General features: G+C 45.7%; 20 protein-coding genes. 10 read left to right on the plus strand and 10 right to left on the minus strand.

The features are described from left to right. Positions 1-163 precede the first annotated feature (163 nt). From H6F74_RS27100 to lgt, 3 genes are all read right to left on the minus strand, one after another. The gene (locus H6F74_RS27100; RefSeq protein WP_190445209.1) at positions 164-997 is read right to left on the minus strand and encodes a dienelactone hydrolase family protein; all 834 of its coding nucleotides are present in this window, start codon (positions 995-997) and stop codon (positions 164-166) included. Positions 998-1,132: 135 nt separating this feature from the next. Further along, on the minus strand, positions 1,133-1,954 hold the full coding sequence (cobM, locus tag H6F74_RS27105; protein ID WP_190445244.1) for a precorrin-4 C(11)-methyltransferase: 822 nt from the start codon (positions 1,952-1,954) through the stop codon (positions 1,133-1,135). A gap of 471 nt (positions 1,955-2,425) precedes the next feature. Then, complete coding sequence (gene lgt, locus H6F74_RS27110) at positions 2,426-3,304, minus strand: prolipoprotein diacylglyceryl transferase (protein ID WP_190445210.1); 879 nt, start codon at positions 3,302-3,304, stop codon at positions 2,426-2,428. A 179-nt stretch (positions 3,305-3,483) separates the two neighbouring features. Between lgt and rlmN the strand changes: the two genes are divergently transcribed. Then, positions 3,484-4,545 (plus strand): 23S rRNA (adenine(2503)-C(2))-methyltransferase RlmN, encoded by a 1,062-nt coding sequence (gene rlmN / locus H6F74_RS27115; protein ID WP_190445211.1) that lies wholly within the window; start codon positions 3,484-3,486, stop codon positions 4,543-4,545. 54 nt (positions 4,546-4,599) lie between these two features. On the opposite strand, the gene H6F74_RS27120 is transcribed toward rlmN, so the two are convergent. Beyond that, complete coding sequence (locus H6F74_RS27120; RefSeq protein WP_190419466.1) at positions 4,600-4,779, minus strand: replication restart DNA helicase PriA; 180 nt, start codon at positions 4,777-4,779, stop codon at positions 4,600-4,602. A 673-nt stretch (positions 4,780-5,452) separates the two neighbouring features. After that, positions 5,453-7,786, minus strand: coding sequence for a glycoside hydrolase family 31 protein (locus H6F74_RS27125; protein WP_190445212.1), 2,334 nt, complete (start codon positions 7,784-7,786; stop codon positions 5,453-5,455). A 476-nt stretch (positions 7,787-8,262) separates the two neighbouring features. Between H6F74_RS27125 and H6F74_RS27130 the strand changes: the two genes are divergently transcribed. Next, positions 8,263-8,871, plus strand: a complete 609-nt coding sequence (locus H6F74_RS27130; protein ID WP_190445213.1) for a hypothetical protein — start codon at positions 8,263-8,265, stop codon at positions 8,869-8,871. A gap of 18 nt (positions 8,872-8,889) precedes the next feature. Here H6F74_RS27130 and H6F74_RS27135 read toward each other — a convergent pair whose 3' ends face one another. The 3 genes from H6F74_RS27135 to H6F74_RS29730 form a co-directional block, all read right to left on the minus strand. Beyond that, the gene (locus tag H6F74_RS27135; RefSeq protein WP_190445214.1) at positions 8,890-9,891 is read right to left on the minus strand and encodes a zinc-dependent alcohol dehydrogenase family protein; all 1,002 of its coding nucleotides are present in this window, start codon (positions 9,889-9,891) and stop codon (positions 8,890-8,892) included. Between the two features lie 258 nt (positions 9,892-10,149). Next, a complete protein-coding gene (locus H6F74_RS31240) occupies positions 10,150-11,103 on the minus strand; it encodes a type II secretion system F family protein (RefSeq protein WP_190445215.1) in 954 nt (317 codons plus the stop codon). 229 nt (positions 11,104-11,332) lie between these two features. Then, complete coding sequence (locus H6F74_RS29730; RefSeq protein ID WP_206756361.1) at positions 11,333-11,485, minus strand: hypothetical protein; 153 nt, start codon at positions 11,483-11,485, stop codon at positions 11,333-11,335. A gap of 55 nt (positions 11,486-11,540) precedes the next feature. Between H6F74_RS29730 and coaD the strand changes: the two genes are divergently transcribed. Then, positions 11,541-12,092, plus strand: coding sequence for a pantetheine-phosphate adenylyltransferase (coaD, locus tag H6F74_RS27145; protein ID WP_190445216.1), 552 nt, complete (start codon positions 11,541-11,543; stop codon positions 12,090-12,092). Further along, complete coding sequence (locus H6F74_RS27150) at positions 12,002-12,706, plus strand: ATP synthase F0 subunit B (RefSeq protein WP_190445217.1); 705 nt, start codon at positions 12,002-12,004, stop codon at positions 12,704-12,706. The genes coaD and H6F74_RS27150 overlap by 91 nt, the downstream gene beginning before the upstream one ends. 194 nt (positions 12,707-12,900) lie before the next feature. Here the strand turns inward: H6F74_RS27150 and cysC are convergent, their stop codons facing one another. After that, positions 12,901-13,491, minus strand: a complete 591-nt coding sequence (gene cysC, locus H6F74_RS27155; protein WP_190445218.1) for an adenylyl-sulfate kinase — start codon at positions 13,489-13,491, stop codon at positions 12,901-12,903. A gap of 425 nt (positions 13,492-13,916) precedes the next feature. Here cysC and gor point away from each other — a divergent pair, with 425 nt between their 5' ends. Further along, entirely contained in the window at positions 13,917-15,317 is a 1,401-nt protein-coding gene (gor, locus tag H6F74_RS27160; RefSeq protein ID WP_190445219.1) for a glutathione-disulfide reductase, read from the plus strand. 315 nt (positions 15,318-15,632) lie between these two features. On the opposite strand, the gene H6F74_RS27165 is transcribed toward gor, so the two are convergent. Then, positions 15,633-15,851: a hypothetical protein gene (locus H6F74_RS27165; protein WP_190445220.1), complete on the minus strand. Its 219-nt coding sequence runs from the start codon at positions 15,849-15,851 to the stop codon at positions 15,633-15,635. A gap of 439 nt (positions 15,852-16,290) precedes the next feature. On the opposite strand from H6F74_RS27165, the gene H6F74_RS27170 reads away from it, so the two are divergent. The 5 genes from H6F74_RS27170 (at position 16,291) to H6F74_RS27190 (ending at position 18,893) form a co-directional block, all read left to right on the plus strand. Then, positions 16,291-16,890 (plus strand): sigma-70 family RNA polymerase sigma factor, encoded by a 600-nt coding sequence (locus H6F74_RS27170; RefSeq protein WP_190445221.1) that lies wholly within the window; start codon positions 16,291-16,293, stop codon positions 16,888-16,890. Beyond that, a complete protein-coding gene (locus tag H6F74_RS27175; RefSeq protein WP_190445222.1) occupies positions 16,887-17,243 on the plus strand; it encodes a hypothetical protein in 357 nt (118 codons plus the stop codon). The genes H6F74_RS27170 and H6F74_RS27175 overlap by 4 nt, the downstream gene beginning before the upstream one ends. Before the next feature lie 66 nt (positions 17,244-17,309). Then, complete coding sequence (locus H6F74_RS27180) at positions 17,310-17,804, plus strand: periplasmic heavy metal sensor (protein ID WP_190445223.1); 495 nt, start codon at positions 17,310-17,312, stop codon at positions 17,802-17,804. A gap of 71 nt (positions 17,805-17,875) precedes the next feature. Next, complete coding sequence (locus H6F74_RS27185) at positions 17,876-18,511, plus strand: YqiA/YcfP family alpha/beta fold hydrolase (RefSeq protein ID WP_190445224.1); 636 nt, start codon at positions 17,876-17,878, stop codon at positions 18,509-18,511. Between the two features lie 4 nt (positions 18,512-18,515). Further along, a complete protein-coding gene (locus H6F74_RS27190) occupies positions 18,516-18,893 on the plus strand; it encodes a hypothetical protein (RefSeq protein WP_190445225.1) in 378 nt (125 codons plus the stop codon). The last annotated feature ends 187 nt before the right edge of the window (positions 18,894-19,080 follow it).

Here is a 19,080-nt window from a genome sequence, read left to right on the forward strand (position 1 = left end):
TTATTTCACGGCTCGTTAAAAGGGACTGAAATGCCTACAATATATAAATTTCAACCTGTTTTAACAGGTTTTAACTTTGAGCCGTGAAATAAATTTCACGGCTTTATTTGACGGCTCAAAGTTAAGTGCCATTCAACCTACACAGGTTTTTAACTTAAGCTTCTCAAGCGACACCATGCTGCTTAAACCATGCCTGTAGGCGTTTCCAACCATCCTCAGCTTCCTCTTTCCGGTAGCTGGGGCGGTAGTCGGCAAAGAAACCGTGCGGGGTGTCTGGGTAAAGTACGATTTCTGAAGGACTCTCTGCGGCTTTGAGAGCTTGACGCATTTTTTCTACCGTCTCATTAGGAATTCCGTTGTCACTGCCGCCGTAGAGTCCCAGAACTGGCGCTTTCAACTCATCTGCAATGTCAATGGGGTGTTGGGGAGTAAGGGGAGTAGACTCGCTAACTAAGCGTCCGTACCAAGCAACTCCAGCTTTTAGGTTCGGGTTGTGGGCAGCATACAGCCAAACGACGCGCCCACCCCAGCAAAAGCCTGTGATTCCGAGTTTATCTGCATTCCCCTTACTTGATTTAGCTGCCCAAGCGACAGTTGCATCCAGATCGGACATGACTTGAGCATCTGGAACTTTCGAGACAACTTTGCTGATAATTTCCTGAACCTCGGTGAGTTTAGAGACATCGCCTTGACGGGCATAAAGTTCAGGCGCGATCGCTAAATAACCCATTGTGGCAAAGCGGCGGCATATATCCTGTAGATGTTCGTGTACGCCGAAGATTTCCTGCACTACCAACACTACCGGGAAATTGCTGCCAGTCGCAGGCATTGCCCTATATGCTGGAATTTCCCCATCTCCTACCGGAATCTTCACCTCACCCGCCACCAAACCTTTAGCATCTGTGGTGATAACTTGGGCAGAAATCGGGTGAACTGCTAGGGCAAATCCTGCGGCCAGCGTGGTTACAGCGATAAATTGTCTGCGTGTGAATTGCATTAGCGGTTTTTCTCCAACATATTCTTACAAAAGTGCGCTTATGTCGCATGGTGGCGCTACACAAGCGAAGCCTGCCAACGCAAAGGCTTTATATAATTTAAGGCAGCAAAAGCAAACTTTGTTGGCAAAGCCAGGTTAAGGCGATGTGGGCGACTGGCGAAATAGGTGGCTGTGTTCGGGATGGTAAAGACGCGAACGGCGTTTGTCCGTCGCCAGAGGTTCTTGCCCTGCCACATTCCCCAAAGCTGGACTAATTACATAAAGTGTGGTACGGATTAAATTTTCCTGCCTAGTTACGGCTGCCATTTGGTGCAGGGGGACTACCCAAATTTTTTCATCATGCCACCCTAAGCGAAAGCAAATCGCTACTGGTGTCTCGGCGGGGTAGTGTTGCATCAGTTTCGCTTGTGCATCTTCGACGTGACGCGCCGCCAGGTAAAGACATAAAGAAGCTTGATGGGCTGCCAGAGATGCTAACTCTTCTCGTTCTGGTACGGCGGAGGCGCTACCACTGATGCGAGTCAGGATAATAGTTTGTACCAGTTCTGGTACAGTTAGCTCAACTTTGAGTTTAGCAGCAGCAGCTTGGAAGGCGCTGATGCCGGGGACGACTTCAAAAGGAATATCTGCCTCATTTAAGGCTTGCATTTGCTCGTGTACGGCACCGTAGAGACTAGGATCGCCAGAGTGGAGGCGGACTACAGATTTATGCGATCGCACTCTTTCGATCATCACTGGTAAAATTTCTTCGAGAGTTTTATTGCCAGTGCGGATAATCTCCGCGTCCGCACGCACACTCTGCAAAATCTGCACTGGAACTAGGGAATCAGCAAATAAAATTACATCTGCAACAGCCAGTAATTTTTGCGCCTTGACAGTCAATAAATCGGGATCTCCCGGCCCTGCACCGACGATGTAAACTGCTGGTGCCAAGGGAGGCAATGATTTTTCACACATAGATTCAGTTGCATTAGACACTGTAAAATCTCGGAAATGGGGATTGGGGATTGGGGATTGGGGAAAGAGAAAGAGAAAGAGAAATTTGTTGGTTTTGATGACCCGCTCCTGCGGTATCTATTATCTGAGATGCTGTAAAACAAAAAAAATTGAGTTATTTGCGGCAATGTTCCGGATTTTTCCGATTTTCCTAGTAATCAAGTAATGGTAGATGCACCCTGGTTTGGCTCTAGAGTTAATCTCTAGGGCTTTTTTTTTGCAAAATTTCCTTTGTCTTTTGAACAATTGCTAATGTTGTGAGTTCCAAGTCTTTCAGATACCCGACTTCTTGAAGAAGTCGGGTATTTCGCCTTGTGTCCTTCAGATTTGTGAACTTTTTGAAATCAATTAAATGCAGAGGAAAGAGGGAACAGAGAAGTTCATCAATTCTGCAAGGATTACTATATCCTGGTTATTCTCATTAACTAATGGCTAATGACTCATTTCATCAGCATTCTGATTATTGTGGGATGATACGACATCTGGCAGAGAGCGACGGAATAGATAAAGCCAAGCTAAACCAGCTAATCCTAGAGTCATTCCACTCAAACTTATTACCTGAGCAATCCGCAGTGGCCCCAGCATCAGACTATCGGTACGTAATCCTTCAATCCAGACGCGGCCTGCACTGTAAGCCACCATGTAAACTAAAGCCAGAGTACCCAATTTCAGGTGCGGTCTTTTCAAATCTCGAAAAAACAAAGTTATCAGTAATCCAAACACCATTAAATCCCAAAGGGATTCATAGAGAAAGGTAGGATGGAAATACTCAAAATTTTTGTACCCAGCCGGACGATTAGGGTAAGGAATAAAGAGTTTCCAGGGAAGATTTGTCGGACGACCGAAGGCTTCAGAATTGAAGAAATTGCCCCAACGTCCGATTGCTTGACCGAGAATCAAAGAGGGCGCTACCAAGTCGGCTAATTGCCAGAAGGGAATTTTTTGAAGTCGGGCAAAAATCAAAGCTGCCAAGCTACCGCCGATTATTGCTCCGTGAATGGCAATGCCACCTTTCCAGATCGCAATAATATCACCTGGCCTTTGGGCGTACTCTGACCACTGAAACAAAACATAGTAGAGTCGGGCGCTGGGAATCGCCGAAACGATTAGCCAGAGTGCCAAGTCGCTGATTATGTCTGGGTTGACTTGACGGCGCTTCGCCAGATACTGAGAAAGGCTGACCCCAATTAATACCGCTGAGGCAATTAAAAGGCCGTACCAACGGATGGTTAAAGGCCCCAGTTCAACTAGAGTCGGGCCTGGGGAGGCAAATTGAAAAGCTAGAGGCAAAGTGGAAATATCAAGAAGCATGGGCTTTGGTTGATCGTATCTTGGGGATCGACCCGTTAATGTGCTTTGCTTTCGTGTGAGCATCGCACTTCAATAGTGTATCGGATGCTTGCTTCGAGTCTTGCTATGTCAACAGCTATACCCTACTCCACTTTTAAGCCAGAAGCTATAGCATAGAGATCCTAGAAAGATTTGCTGCTATGTCTCAAGTTACTCCTATGATTACTACCGATTCGTCTACCAAAACCTTAACTCGTCCCCTGTTGGGATTAACCCTGTCAGAATTAACCCAGTGGGTTCAGGAACAGGGACAACCCGCTTATCGGGGACAGCAACTATATCAGTGGATTTATCAAAAAGGGGCGCGATCGCTTTCTGACATTACTGTATTTTCTAAACAGTGGCGCGACCAAGTAGCCGATTTCCCCATCGGACGCTCAACTCTACATTACCGCTCGGTCGCCCCAGACAAAACAGTAAAATATCTGCTGCGACTTGCTGACGGTCAAATTATCGAAACTGTTGGTATTCCCAGCGAAAAACGCTTGACTGTCTGCGTATCGTCTCAGGTAGGTTGTCCGATGGCGTGCGACTTCTGCGCCACTGGTAAGGGAGGTTTCATCCGCAACCTCGCCAAGCATGAAATCATCGATCAGGTGTTGACGGTTCAAGAAGACTTCGGGCGACGAGTTAGCCACATTGTATTTATGGGGATGGGCGAACCGTTGCTGAATACAGATAATGTACTCGGTGCAATTGAATCTTTGAACAAAGATGTGGGAATTGGACAGCGGTGGATGACAGTTTCCACTGTGGGAGTACGCGATCGCATTCACCAACTCGCTAAACATCAACTGCAAGTCACTCTCGCCGTCAGTCTGCACGCCCCAAATCAGGCGCTACGCGAAAAACTCATCCCTACCGCACATCGCTATCCTCTAGACGAGTTATTAGCAGAATGTCGCGAGTACGTAGAGATAACTCGTCGTCGCATCTCTTTTGAATATATCTTGCTAGCGGGTGTAAACGACCTCCCAGAACACGCCGAACAATTAGGCAAACAGTTGCGGGGTTTCCAGTGTCACGTTAATTTAATTCCCTACAATCCTATTCAAGAAGCCGATTATCAGCGTCCTAGTTCTATCCGGATTCAATCTTTTGTTTCTGCTTTGAAAAAGCAACATATTGCTGTTAGCATCCGCTACTCGCGTGGTTTGGAAGCAGATGCAGCTTGCGGACAACTTCGTGCCAGTAAAAAGTAAACTCTGATCACGAATCTAAAAAGGCAAAAGAATTCTTTTGCCTTTTTTTACTTTTTATTTATGGGCGTATAGTCCAGGCGCATAAGCTTCTATCACTTTGCCTGTGAGAGAGCAAGTCACCATCAAGTAGTCGCAACTGTGGCATTGTGTCCGAGTCAGGTTACTACTATTAATATAGTGACGTTCTGCCGGACTGCCACAGTTTGGGCATCTAATTGCTTGGACTATTTCCATTTTTAAAGTCTTCATTTGAGTCAGTTTCTTAAAGAAAAAATTTGTCAAATTTAGCAGCAATGCCGCTAGATAAAAATTAGCTAAATTGTTAATTTAGCTAAACTCAATATTTTAAAAATTGTAAAGATTCAGAAGTAAAAATAGTAAATTAATTGTATTAGCGTATGCCCTACGCCTCAACGCATAATGACTTTTTCTTGCTGTTTACTCCTGAAGGCTTACATAAAAAAGATTGAGCTTTCTTTTCTATTATGTCCCCATCATTCCTAATTAGCCAGCAAATTTAAGGATTTTTAATTAATTCAGTCCTAAGAAATATAATCTATATCCTTTGATCCCCAGGCGGATTACCTGCATATAAAGGGCGTATTCGCCATAAATAGCCGTATTTAGACCTTTGAAAAGCAAATCTAATTTAAAGATTGTGTAAAGTTTGCTCTATATTAAGCTCCGATTTGTATGTTTTTTTACACCCGTTAGAAATGTTTCTTTGCTAAAAATACAACCAGAAGGATATATTTTTAATAAAAATAAAAACAATTAAGATTTAATTAATATTTTTCATCAGTCTGTGGACATATTCAAAAGTGACAAAAGATAGAGATAAACGCGATCGCCTACTTCAACGCACCTCTGCGTTGCGGCGCGATCGCGCGATCGCAAGCGTTTAAACTTAAAACCTCAGCTGGCGGGAAGTGCCATCGTCAACGAAACGCTGTTCGCCCACACCAACAACTTTTACAATGGTTTCGCGAGTTGGTGTCCATTGCCCTTGACGCGCTTCGATATCTACAATTGTTTCCAGCCCCTGAGAACTAACACGGTAGGTTGTAGTCGCCCAAGCACCATTTTGATATTCAAAAGTATGCCCATCATCTTCGTAAAGCGTAAATTCCCCATTTCCGGGGAAGATGCACAGAGTAAGTTCCTCTAATGGATGCTCATCAACATACTGCATCACAGGCTGCATTGGGATGATCGCACCAGCACGCACGTAAAGCGGCATTTTTTCTAACGGTGCGTGTGCTAAAATATGCGTCGATCCTTCGTAACGCTCTCCAGTCCACCAGTCGTACCAAGTGCCTTCGGGAAGATACACAGCGCGGTATTCAATTCCCGGACGATAAACGGGTGCAGCCATCAGCGACGAACCGAGCAATACCTGATCGTAAAGTTTATAAGTGTGAGTATCGTTGGGGAAATGATACAGCAAAGGGCGCAAAATCGGTGCGCCTGTGGTCGCGGCTTCCCAGAAAAGAGTGTAGAAATAAGGTAGCAGCTGGTAGCGGAGATTAATGTATTCGCGGCAGATATTTTCTGTGCGATCGCCAAATACCCAAGGTTCGTGCTGCGCTGTCGTCATCGCCGAGTGTCCGCGCATCAAGGGGTACAGCATCCCCACTTGCATCCACCGCGCAAATAACTCAGCAGTGGCATTTCCGGCAAAACCGCCAACATCGCACCCGACAAAAGCCACACCCGATAGTCCCATATTACAGAGCATCGGCAGCGAGTTTTCCAGGTATTCCCACAACGATTGATTATCGCCCATCCATACGGAAGAGTAGCGCTGAACCCCGGCAAAACCGGATCGGGTTAAGATAAACGAGCGCTGATTAGGACGCAATTTTTTCATCCCTTCATAAGCAGCTTGCGCCATTGACTGTCCGTATAGGTTATGAGTTTCGGTGTGGGTAGTGCGTTCTGCTTCGGAACCTTGCGGCGCATCGGGGGGAAACCAGATTTTTTCCCCAGGATCTCCAAAAGGACGATCTGCGATCGCTGGTTCGTTCATATCATTCCAGATACCAGCAACACCCGCCTCAGTTAAGCTGCGGTGCAAATCGCCCCACCACTCTCGCACTTCCGGACGCAAAAAGTCGGGAAAAACAGCTTTATCCGGCCAAACGTAGCCGTGAAATAACTCACCATCTGTCTTTCGCACAAAGTAGTCTTTTGCAACACCCGCGTCGAAAACGTGATAATCGCCTTCTGGCTCGTACTTCACTCCCGGATCTATAATAGTTACCGTCTTGAAGCCATCCTGCGCCAGTTCGCTTACCAATTTTGCGGGTTCCGAGAAGCGCTTCGGACTCCAGGTAAAAACCCGGTAGCCGTTCATGTAGTCAATATCTAGATGAATTACATCGCAGGGAATGCGACGTTTCCGAAATTCGGCTGCAAGTTCCCGCACCACATCTTCTGACTCGTAACTCCAGCGACATTGGTGATAACCAATAGCCCACTTCGGCGGTAACGGCATTCTACCTGTTAACTGGGTGTAGGTACGAAGAATTTGCGCGGGTTCGGAACCATAAACGATGTAATAATCCAACTCATCGCCTCGCGTTTCCATCCGCAAGACTCCTGGTTCTTCTGCACCAATGTCAAATTGACTCCAGAATGTGGTGTTGAAGAAGATGCCATAATTAACATTTGGGCGCAGGGCGATAAAAAATGGGATGCAAGTGTACATCTCATCCGTGAGCGAGTCATAATCTAGAGCATCAAGTGTCCAGTTCGTCTTAACTTCGCTTAGTTTGTCGAGTAGTCGGGTGCGTTCGCCAAAGCCATAGAAATGTTCGTCAGCTTCGATGCGCTTCCAAGTTGCGATCGCGCCTGTACGCCAAGCCATTCCCATACCAATGTCGTGCGCGATCGCTTGACCTGCTTTATCAAAACACTCTACACGACACTCGTTACGTTGAACGCGCACGCGAAGCTGTTCTGTTAAAATTTCTACCGCTGCATCAGTTTCTTGTACTTCAAACGGTACAACTGACCATTCTGCATCATCGGGTGTCACCGCCCAAGACCGACGCGGCATAAATTCGCCCTTTGGTGCCAAGCGCACCCGAATTAAATTTGCTGCTAGTATGCTGATGGCAAGACGCGAACCACCGCAATCAAAATCTACACCCTGCTGGTGACGTTGTATTCCTTGTACTGCCCCTATAGTTGACCAAGATGCCCCTGTTGTGGGAAGTTTTCCAAAATATTGCGGCATAGTTTCTGGTTTTACAAATCAATATCGATTCCGCCAGTTCCAATGGACAATATACCCACAGGCTGAATTACTTCGTCTGTAGGTTGACGAATAAAAAACCTAAGCCCCAACCCCTTCCCACCTCTGTCTAACCCAGGAGAGGGAAGCCGAATAAATGTTTTATACCGGGAAGGGGAGAAAAAAGCCCCTCTCCTAGCACCTGGTGGGTTGGGGAGAGGTCAAATACTCACAATTAATCCTGCAAAAGTTGTGTTGGAAACAGTATAGATTGCCCGCCCAAGGGTTAATAAAGATAGGAGTTACGCACTGGAAGGAAATCAATTTCCTGGCTGAAAGCCCAAGTCAGTTGAAACTGACTAAAAAACCTCAAACCAACCCATTTCAATGGGTTTGGGCTTTAAGCCGGAACTTTAGTTCACGGCAAGTGCGTAAGTCCTGAAAGATATAAAATCGAGCAAATTTAGTAACGCTGCCTTATGCTTTCGCAAATCGTGCGCCCAATGGTTCGCACTCAAATTCGGTCACTGGCTAACTCTTTGGCAACTCGTTCCACACTGATTTCGACGATAGCCCAATGGCTGGGATTTCTTGGTGTACAGGCACAGGTGACTCACCTGGAGGCGGACTCTGACCAAAAAATTTCTATTTGTTTGACAGTAGGCAAACCCGAAGGGTGCGGCTCTCAAGACTGGCAGCAAATTGTCCACAATCTCAACCAAGAAGGAAATGATGTCCCAGTCGAGTATGTACAGCCTCAGTTGACACCTCAGCAACAAAGTAAGCTACAGCGATTGTTTGCCTATTTAATTCAAGTTGCCGAACCGGAGGTGAGAGTTGGTTGGGAAATCCGATCTCATCAGCTGCAAGGGCTGGGTTTAGATGAGCAAATGCTACTAGGTATCAGGTCGGCGCTGAAAGTTCCCCAGTCGCTTGACCGCCTGATGGCAGGAATTGACCCAGACTTAGCAGCGATCGCACTTCCCAAAGCTGTCAGCATTGCTTGGCTTGATGGACAAGTTAATTCCTCGGAAGACGACGCTTTAACTGCACTTTTGGAGGTGATGAAGCAACCCGCAAAAGTATAGTTTATAGTCGAATTATTGCTAATCAATTAGCAAGGCAATTTTCCCTGTAACTGACCCAGCTTCTAACATTTGGTGAGCTGCTGCTGCTTCTGCTAAAGGGAAGGTTTTACTAAGGTGAATTTTCAGCGAACCTTCATCAATCCAGGTTGCACATTGTTCTAAAATTTCTGCGTGATGCTGTTGCGCTTCCACAAGTCCCTGCAACATCGGAGTTAGCATCAGTTCAAAGCTGATTCTGAGATTGCGCGATCGCGCTGTCTTCCAATTAATATAAGCTGGGTCAGGCTCCAAAATCGTCACCACATCCCCGTAAACCCGCACTGCGGGAAAAGTTTTATAAAATGTTTCCCCGCCTATCGTATCAAAAGCTAAATCTACGCCCTCTCCTCCAGTCCAATCTAGAGTAGCTTGCACGAAGTCTGTTTCTTTATAAAAAATTACCTGATCCGCACCCAACTCGCGGACAAACTCAGCCTTTTTTTCAGAACTGACAGTAGTACAAACATCCGCACCTTTCAATTTAGCTAGTTGAATTGCTACATGACCAACACCACCAGCACCAGCATGAATTAATGTCTTTTCTCTAGGTTCCAAGCGTCCTCGTTCATACAACGCTTCCCAGGCGGTAATTAAAACTAGAGGTGCAGCAGCAGCTTCAGCAAAGTTCAAAGATGCAGGTTTCTTAGCAACAAAATGCTCATCTACCACAGCTTTTTGTGCATAATTCCCCAGTTTAGCACCCAATCCACCACAGCAGAAATACACCTCATCCCCTACTTGAAATCGCTGCACTGCATCACCCACAGCTTCCACCACGCCAGCACCATCACAACCTAAAATAGCTGGCATTTGATCGGGATAAAAAGCGCCGCGTCCCCGCAATTTTGTATCAATTGGGTTAATTCCCGCCGCATGGAGACGCACCAAGATTTCTGTATCTTTTTCTATGGTGGGATCTGATACCTCTTGAAGTTGTAAAACTTCAGCTTCGCCGGCTTCTGTCATCAACACTGCTTTCATCTTTTATTCCGATAGCTTTTTGATAATATTTTACGCGATGTGCAACTTTTATTAATTAAAATTATATTTTATTCTTTTGGATAGATTTTGATGGTTCTATAGTAATCCTAAATGATGCGTGAAACCCTGTAGGGACACGGCAGTGCCGTGTCCCTACGCCAGGGCGAATACTCATTCACAACTTAAATAGGATTGCTATATAGGAGAATATTACTCGTCTAGAAGGAAAAAATATTCGATTAACTTCTTCCTCCCAGCTTAAGTTGGTAGCGAGTTTATTAGTGAGTTAATCGCTCTAATTCCTACTAACGCCACCAAACATCCTAAGCTTATAATACTCGCAGGGCGCAAGATTCCCTGTAACTGTTGCAAGCTTCGATCTAACTCGCTTTCGTAATATTCCCCCATTTTTCGCAACGCCTTGTCAAGATTTCCTGTTTCTTCGCCAGTGCGAATATACTGAATTGCAACTGGCGGTAATTTGCTTTGTAGACTTTCGCTGAGGGTTCTTCCGGCGCGAATTTGTCGAGAAGCTTTCGCGACGTGGGTTGATATCTGAGGATCGGGGATATGCGATCGCAATAATTCTAAGGCGGTGAGGATAGGAATACCACAACTTAAGGGCAACGCCAACTCGGTAAAATAAAGTAGCGATCGCGTTTGGATTATTTTCCCCAAAACGGGAAGTTTCGCCGCCAACCGCTGTAAGCCTCTACCTGGAAAGCGAGAACTCAACAAACTTACACCAACTAAAAGCAATGCTAACCCAATACTGCACAGCCAGAAACCAGGATGGGTGAGATTTTGGGGGTTACGCTTGAAAATTGCAGCTGCGAGTACCAACAGACTCCAAATCAGCGCGATCGCGCTTTGGAGTACCGAACGATAGAGGCGTTCTCGTTTGGCTTTGGTAAAGTGTGCGATCGCTAGTTTTTCAAAAGTTTCTGTTAGCGATCCACTATATTCTGAATAGCCTATCAAGCTGATTGTCCAACTGTCAAAATATCGAGAATCAAGAGCAAGCGCCCCCGCCAAACTTTGACCTGTTCCCACAGCTACTCCTACTTTCTGCAAATAGCTTCCAAAAGCAGAATTTTGACCTTTTACCGCCAAGTTTAAGCTTTGCTGTATCGACATGGCATTCAGCAAACTTGCGAATTGTTGAAAAAATAGAGCCTTTTCTTTGGTTGTTAATTTTGGTATTAGAGGCACTTATCAACTTTAATACGGTTTTTGTTTATAACAATTGTAGGTTGGTTGAAGCCTGAGCGAAACCCAATAAATTCTGAGAAGCTTATTGTGCATTTAATTGGCACAATACTAAGTAGATAGAGCTAATTATTTGTAGGATGGGTAGAGCGACGCGAGCGTTACCCATCTTTCCCCATGTCTGAACCACGCAATTTCGTCAGGAGTATGAAACCTGGCAATGATAAAGTGATTAGGATTGGGGCGATCGCATCCATCGATTATCTTGGTGTATAGTGCGTCCGCTAGTATAGCTATTCCCCAAAGAGTGCTGGATACGCTCTTTCAGGGGAGCGATGAGCGATCGCGCTGGTGACAATCGCCAATAACATTTAAAAATTCGCAATTTTTGGGCTAAGGAACCAGTAAAATTGCCTTAAGCTAGCTGAGACTTATCCCCCGTGATTGCAATTTATCCAGGCAGCTTCGATCCGATTACCCTCGGTCACTTGGACATCATTAAGCGCGGCTGTCGCCTTTTTGAGCAGGTGATCGTCGCCGTGCTGCGTAATCCTAACAAAACGCCACTGTTTACAGTGGAGGAGCGGATAGAGCAGATACGCATATCTACCCAAGGCTTGCAAAATCTAGAAGTAGACAGCTTTGATGGTTTGACGGTTAATTATGCCAGAATACGGGGGGCAGGTGTGCTGCTGCGCGGTTTGCGGGTGCTTTCTGACTTTGAACATGAGCTACAGATGGCTCACACTAATAAAACGCTTTTCGATCAGATTGAGACGGTTTTTCTGGCTACTTCTAACGAGTACAGTTTCTTAAGTAGTAGCGTAGTGAAAGAGATTGCCAGATTTGGCGGCTCTGTTGATCATCTTGTTCCCCAGCACGTCGCCTTAGATATCTACCGATGTTACGCCAAGACTCTTCCCGACTCGACCCCGACAGTAGTGGACGCTTCCCGGAAAATGAATTACCCGATAGTGGATCATCCGGTGTAGATATTCAGGGGGAACTCGACCGAATTGAGGAAATGATTCTCGATAGTAGGCGCATCCCTTTAACTGGTATCCGCTTGATTGATGAGGAACCGTTGCTGGATCAATTGGATCTAGTGCGGATTAATTTGCCATCGGCTTTTCAGGAAGCGGAAGAAATTGTCCGCCAGAAAGAAGAAATTCTCCTGCAAGCCGAGGAGTATGCACAGCAGATCATTGAGGCGGCTGAACGACGCGCCGATCAGATTTTGGATGAAATGGGCATTATCCGACAAGCCGAACGGGAAGCTCAACAAATCCGGCAAGCTGTGCAGCAGGAGTGCGAAGCGATGAGCGAGCAAACAATCTCTGAGATTGAGCGAATGCGCCTACAAGCACAACAGGAACTACAAGAGATGCGATCGCTTGCTATGCAAGAAGCTGAAGACATTCAAAACGGAGCAGACGATTACGCCGATCGAGTTCTGGTAAATATCGAGCAGCAGCTTAACGATATGTTAAAGGTAATCCGCAACGGTCGGCAACAGTTGCAAAGTGATGTTCCGACTCCACGTAATGCCCATACTGATGCTGGTGGTTCCTCAACCCGCACTTCCCTCAATTCACCTAAGAAATAAGCAACGTTGCTTTCATTCCAGTCTCTGCCTCCCCCAAAGGCGAGAAAAGCTCTAGTAGTGAAGCGATCGCCTTACTACTAGAGCTTTTCTCGGCAAAGTTGTTTCAGATACCCGATTTCTTAGAGTCGGGTCTTTTGCCTTCACGAATCATTTAGGACTGCTGTAGCATTCCCAGTCGGAGACTCTTAACGAGACTAGATTACATAACTATTTGCTACTAATCTGCCATTGTTGTTAAAAATGCCTAATGGTTTAACATAACCCATTTCTTCTAGCTTCAATATCACTTTTTCCATGCTTTGAGCTATGCTTTCGGTGTTTGTACAACATTCTACTTCCGGGTTGAGAGGCGGCTCATAAGGGTCATCAATACCAGTGAACTGTTTAATCTCTCCAGCCCTAGCTTTCTTATACAAGCCTTTAACGTCGCGCTGTTCGCAAGTTTCTAGCGGTGCATTGACATACACTTCAACAAAATCCCCGATACGCGATCGCACTTCTTGTCTAATTTCCCGATACGGTGAAATTGCTGAAGTAATTACTATTACGCCGTTCCGCGTCAGCAGTTGAGACACAAAACCAATGCGGCGGATGTTCTCGTCCCGATCCTGTTTACTAAATCCCAAATCTTTAGTTAGGTTTTCGCGCACAATGTCACCGTCGAGAACTTCAACCTTGTATCCCCGTTCCTGTAAAGCTTGGGCTACTGCCTTGCTAATGGTGGTTTTACCTGCACCGCTTAAACCCGTAAACCAAACGGTTACACCACGTTGTTGTTTTTCCATTTTGCCTCAGTGAATTTTTAAGTGTGCTTCCATCTGAATACAGGCGATTCCAGAAAATTTAGCTTGAGAGCATCGGTAGATCAAGTAAGCTTTCTGTACGCCTCAATTTAGTATTCCCCGCCTAAAGACGAAATTTACACCCTGAAAGTTTTCAAGTAACAAGTATAAGCTAAGACTTTCATTTGCTTTGCCTACGGGGAAACTGGGCAGAAGGGCAGAAGAAGCTACAAGCGCTACAGAGAAAATTCCCAATCCCCAATCCTCAATCCCCAATCCCCATCCCCAATCCCCAATCCCCAATCCCCAATCCCCAATCCCCAATCCCCAATCCCCAATCCCCAATCCCCACTTCCTTTTTGCTCAAGATAAACACCCTCAAAGCCTGTGTCTTTTACACTGGTTAAGAAAAGAGAGTATTTGCCATCATGACATTTGATTACGATTTATTTGTGATTGGGGCGGGTTCTGGCGGTCTAGCGGCATCAAAACGGGCGGCTAGCTATGGGGCAAAGGTAGCGATCGCAGAAGGAGATTTAGTCGGCGGTACCTGCGTCATCCGTGGCTGTATTCCCAAAAAGCTAATGGTTTACGCCTCTAAATTTTCCCATTTGTTTGAGGATGCCGCAGGCTATGGCTGGACTGTGGGCGAGAGAAGCTTAAACTGGGAGCATCTGATAACGACTGTTGATAAGGAAGTCCACCGTCTGAGTCAGTTGCATATTGGGTTTCTCTCAAAAGCTGGGGTGGAGTTATTTAAGAGTCGCGCCACTTTGGTAGATCCTCATACTGTAGAAGTTGATGGAAAAAGGTACAGCGCTGACAAGATTTTAATTGCGGTGGGTGGGGAAGCTATCAAGCCGGATTTACCAGGGATGGAATATGCCATCACTTCCCGCGAGATATTTCTCCTCAAGGAACAGCCGAAGCACATCGTCATTGTTGGCGCTGGGTATATTGCTGTGGAATTCGCCTGTATTATGCACGGACTCGGATCGAAAGTCAGTTTGTTGCTTAGAGGCGATCGCATTCTCAAAGGCTTTGATGACGATATTCGCGTTAGCATTCAGGATGCCATGAGCCATCACGGCATCAACATTATCACTAATGTCACCGGGAAAGGCATTGAGAAAACCCCAGAAGGTCTGACAGTCTCCTTCACCGAAAAAGGCAAAGACGCGGATACAACCCTCACCGCAGACCAAGTTCTAGTCGCCATCGGTCGCGCACCTTTGTTAGGAAAACTTGGTTTGGAGAATGCGGGCGTTAAGGTTGTTCAGTGTGAAGACGAAGATTTACCCAGGTTGCATGGATACAGCGTCAACTGTGCAATCGAAGTCGATGAGTACAGCCGCACCAACCAGCCGAATATTTTCGCTGTGGGCGATTGCACTAACCGGATCAATTTAACGCCCGTCGCCATTGGTGAAGGTCGCGCTTTTGCCGATACTGAATTTGGTAATAACCGCCGGGTGTTCAATCACGAAAATGTTGCTTCCGCAGTGTTTACGCAGCCAGAAGCAGCTACGGTGGGAATGAGCGAAGCCGATGCACGGAAAAAGTTGGGCGATGACAACGTACAAATTTATCGCGCCCGATTCCGTCCTCTGTTCCACAGTTTGACGGGCGCGGATGAGAAAGTCACGGTCAAGTTAGTGATTGACAAAAATACCGACCGCGTGCTAGGCGCTCACATGGTGGGCGACTATTCGGCTGAGGTGATTCAAGGAATCGCGATCGCAGTCAATATGGGAGCCACCAAAAAAGACTTCGATGCTACCGTTGGCATTCATCCTTCGACAGCAGAAGAGTTCGTTACTCTGCGATAAATTCCCCCTACTGTGTTATTATCCACCCGCTCCTGAAACTTTCTAGGGGCGGGTGTTGCTATTTGAGTTATCTGTTGGACTCAAAGAATATCAATCGCCATTAAATTATGTTACGTAGGAATCCTAATTGAGTTGTGAGCCAGCCCTTCAGATCCCGGACTTCTTAAAGAAGTCCGGGATCTAGCCTTGAGGAATGATTTATGAGTGCTATATCTATGGCTGCTAAGGAGTGCCTCGGCTGCTCATCAATAATTACTAACTATTAATCGACCTTCAACGAAGCAATTATCCAGACATAGTATTATGTTTAATCTATTATTTCTCCTTATCACCAAAATTAAGTGTTTCTTCGGATGCTGTTTCTGCACTTCTTTGTATATCGATAGGTCTATTCAACACACATCCGGCATTATCCGGACTAAGATTACAACCATTTATATCTGGAGTTAAACTAGATAAAAAACCTGCGCCCATTCCTAGCAGCAAAGCAGTTCCAGCAGTAGCTATAGATAAATTATAGTAAGTCTTAATCATATTTACTGAGATTGGTTAAACACGTAAATCAATATACTTACAATTACGAATTTTTCAGGTAAAGTTTTGGCAAATAAAATCAAAAATCAGTAAATTTTCGATGAAGGCTTTAATGAGTTGGGCAAATTTTAAGTAGAGATTTTTGACAAGTTGCTATGAATAATTAGGGATGACAAATAAAAGCCGTATTTATACTTAAGTGTTTACCACATTCTTCCGCCTTCAGCTTTTAGTGCTTACGTAGTTATAGGGATAAAGTTAATAATAAGCATCGCTACTTAAAATTCTCTGAGTGAATTTGAAAGCAGCGGTATGGCGTATTATTCATAAAAGAGCGATCGCCTGCACCAGCATCAAAAAAAGTTAGCGATCGCATCTTTGAACCTTTTGGCCAGCAGCCCAGTCTAAAGTCTCGTCCATCAAACAGCGGTGAGTGGAGATGCAATCGGTGTCATCTGTACCAATCGATGCGCTAACCAACGATCAACCAAACGACAAGCGCGACACCGACGCCAACCTCATCAAGCGTTGCAAGGAAGGCGACACGCAGAGCTTTCGACAGCTTTATCTGCGTCATCAGCAGCGAGTCAGGTCAACTCTTTATCAACTTTGTGGCACCTCATCCCTGGATGATTTAGTGCAAGAGGTCTTCCTTCGCGTCTGGAAAGGATTACCAAAGTTGAGGGAAACATCTCAATTTTCCACCTGGCTTTATCGCATCAGCTGGAATGTCGCCTCCGACCAGCGGCGACAGTTTGCACAAGCGCATTCCCAAAGACAAACCTTGACAAATTCTCTGCCAGTCGAGCAGTCAGCTCCCGATTTGATGCACCTGCACTATCAGGATATTGTGCAGCGCGGACTCAATGAACTAAGTTTCGATCATCGCGCTGTACTGGTTCTGCACGACTTGGAAGACGTTCCGCAAAAAGAGGTAGCAACTATCTTGTCGATTCCAGTAGGTACAGTGAAGTCTCGCCTCTTCCATGCCAGAACGTTGATGCGGCAATTTTTCCAGCAACAAGGAGTCCAACTATGACTCAGTTTCCCAATGATGACAAACGTTTGGTAGAGTTTCTACGCCAAAACCAGGGTGATGTTCCAACGGCTGCACCAGGTTTAGAAAGCAAGATTATGCAGGCGGTGGTATCTTCGCCTAGACAATCGCACAAGCGGCGGCAGATGTGGATTGTACCACCAGCGATCGCTGCTTGTCTCCTAGCGGCTCTAACAGGATATTTGATGCTGGTGCCTACCACAGCATCCGTTAAAACTGCCGAGCTAGAAGCATTTATGGAAAATAACTGGGATAGCGTCGTAGACGAAAGCCCAGAGACATCCAAAAGCGAAGATGCAGAAGCCTCTTGGTGGCTTGCAGACAATAACAATTAATTAGTCAGTAGAAAATAACTGACAACTCACAATTAACAACCAACCCTAACAAAGGATTTCATTTCCATGTCACTAAGTCGTGTTTCTCTTGTAGCCGTTCTCATCCTATCTATGGGTAGCAGCGCAGCTTTTGCCGCTCCTATGGTGTTACCCCAAACGGTTGCACAAACCCCCGGCGATTCCACCAGTCCTCAACCGCAGCGTCGTAAAAATCGGGATTCGTTCCTTCAGGAACTTAATTTAAGCCCGCAGCAAATGCAGCAGATGCAGGCAATGCAGGCTAAATACAAACCCCAGATTTCCCAACGCGCACAAGCCATGCGTCAAGCTAAGCAAGAACTGGCTTCGCTGATGAGCAGCACTACAGCTTCCGCTAGCCAAATTACCGCTAAAAATCAGCAAGTTGAACAGTTGGCGCAGCAGATAAGACAGTTGAAGTTTGAAAGCATGATGGCGATGCGGGAAATTATGACTCCAGAGCAACGCACTAAGTTTGCCCAACTAATGCAACAGCGTCGGCAAAATCACCAAAATCGGGCTGGGAAAAGAAATGCACAATAGGGGCTGGGGGCTGGGGACTGGGGACTAGGTATAGGGTAAGATTCTTCCCAATTCCCAATCCCCAATTCCCAATGACCGATTACATTTATCTACACGGATTTGCTTCTAGTCCGAAATCTGCAAAAGCTGAATATTTCTTGCGTCGCTTCCAATCTCTAAATATTTCCCTGAAACTCCTCGACCTCAACCAAGGCGACTTTTCTCACCTGACAATAACACGACAAATCGAACAAGTTGCCGCCGAACTTCCCACAGATGAAACACCAGTAACTTTAATTGGTTCCAGTTTAGGCGGTTTAACGGCTGCACACGCATCACAAAAATATTCAAAAGTCAAACAATTAGTTTTATTAGCTCCAGCCTTTGGGTTTCTCTCCCACTGGTTGCCAAGATTAGGGGAAGAACAAGTGCAGCGCTGGCAGGAGGAGAAGTATTTGCAGGTGTATCACTATGGAGACAAGCGATCGCTTCCTCTACATTACAAGTTTGTCAGTGACGCTTCCCAATATCTAGACGAACACCTACAACGCCCAATTCCCACCCTCATCCTGCACGGGCGTTACGATGAAGTCATTCCGATCGCAGCCAGCCGTGACTATGCAGCCTCACGCCCTTGGGTGGAATTAATCGAACTAGAAGACGATCACAGCTTGGGAAACGTCCTGTCTGAGATGTGGAAATTGATTCAAGCCTTCTGCCAGTTGTAGTAGGTTGACCCCTTGGAACCTCACCCAACACTGGAACTTTCTTTTTACTGCACCCAAATTTATCGGGGAGTTTAGGCGATCGCATGAGTACCTAAAAAAATTAAACCCGCCACAAGAGAGGCGGGTTTATCAACGAAATGAACGGTCAGAATACTCAAACGAAAGACCAAAAGTTGACGAAAAGTTGATGACAACTACGATTAATTTAACTTACTGGAGTGGGCTGAATTCGCAACGAACCTTTTCTAACTTTGCGTCTCTTCCACCAATTCAGGCAGTAATTTTAGCTCTACGTCCAACACCTCAAAAAAAGAAGCCAATGAGTTTGAAGGCGATGCTAATTTGTATTGATAGCAACCAGATTCGGCGTTGCGTGGGATGAGAGCGGGAGGCACAGGCTCAAATCCGAAGTTTGTTATCGAAGTTTCGTACTTCGTTGTGCCTATATTTAAGTTACCACCTAATTTTGAACAAAAGCTCGATATTTAATAAAGTTCATACTCGTTTATCTGATGCAACGATTTGAAAATTTTTGTTTATAAACTGAAGAATAAGGGCGGGTTTCAAAC

Origin of the sequence: Trichocoleus sp. FACHB-90 (genome assembly GCF_014695505.1) — a bacterium.
Lineage (GTDB): Bacteria > Cyanobacteriota > Cyanobacteriia > Cyanobacteriales > FACHB-T130 > Funiculus > Funiculus sociatus.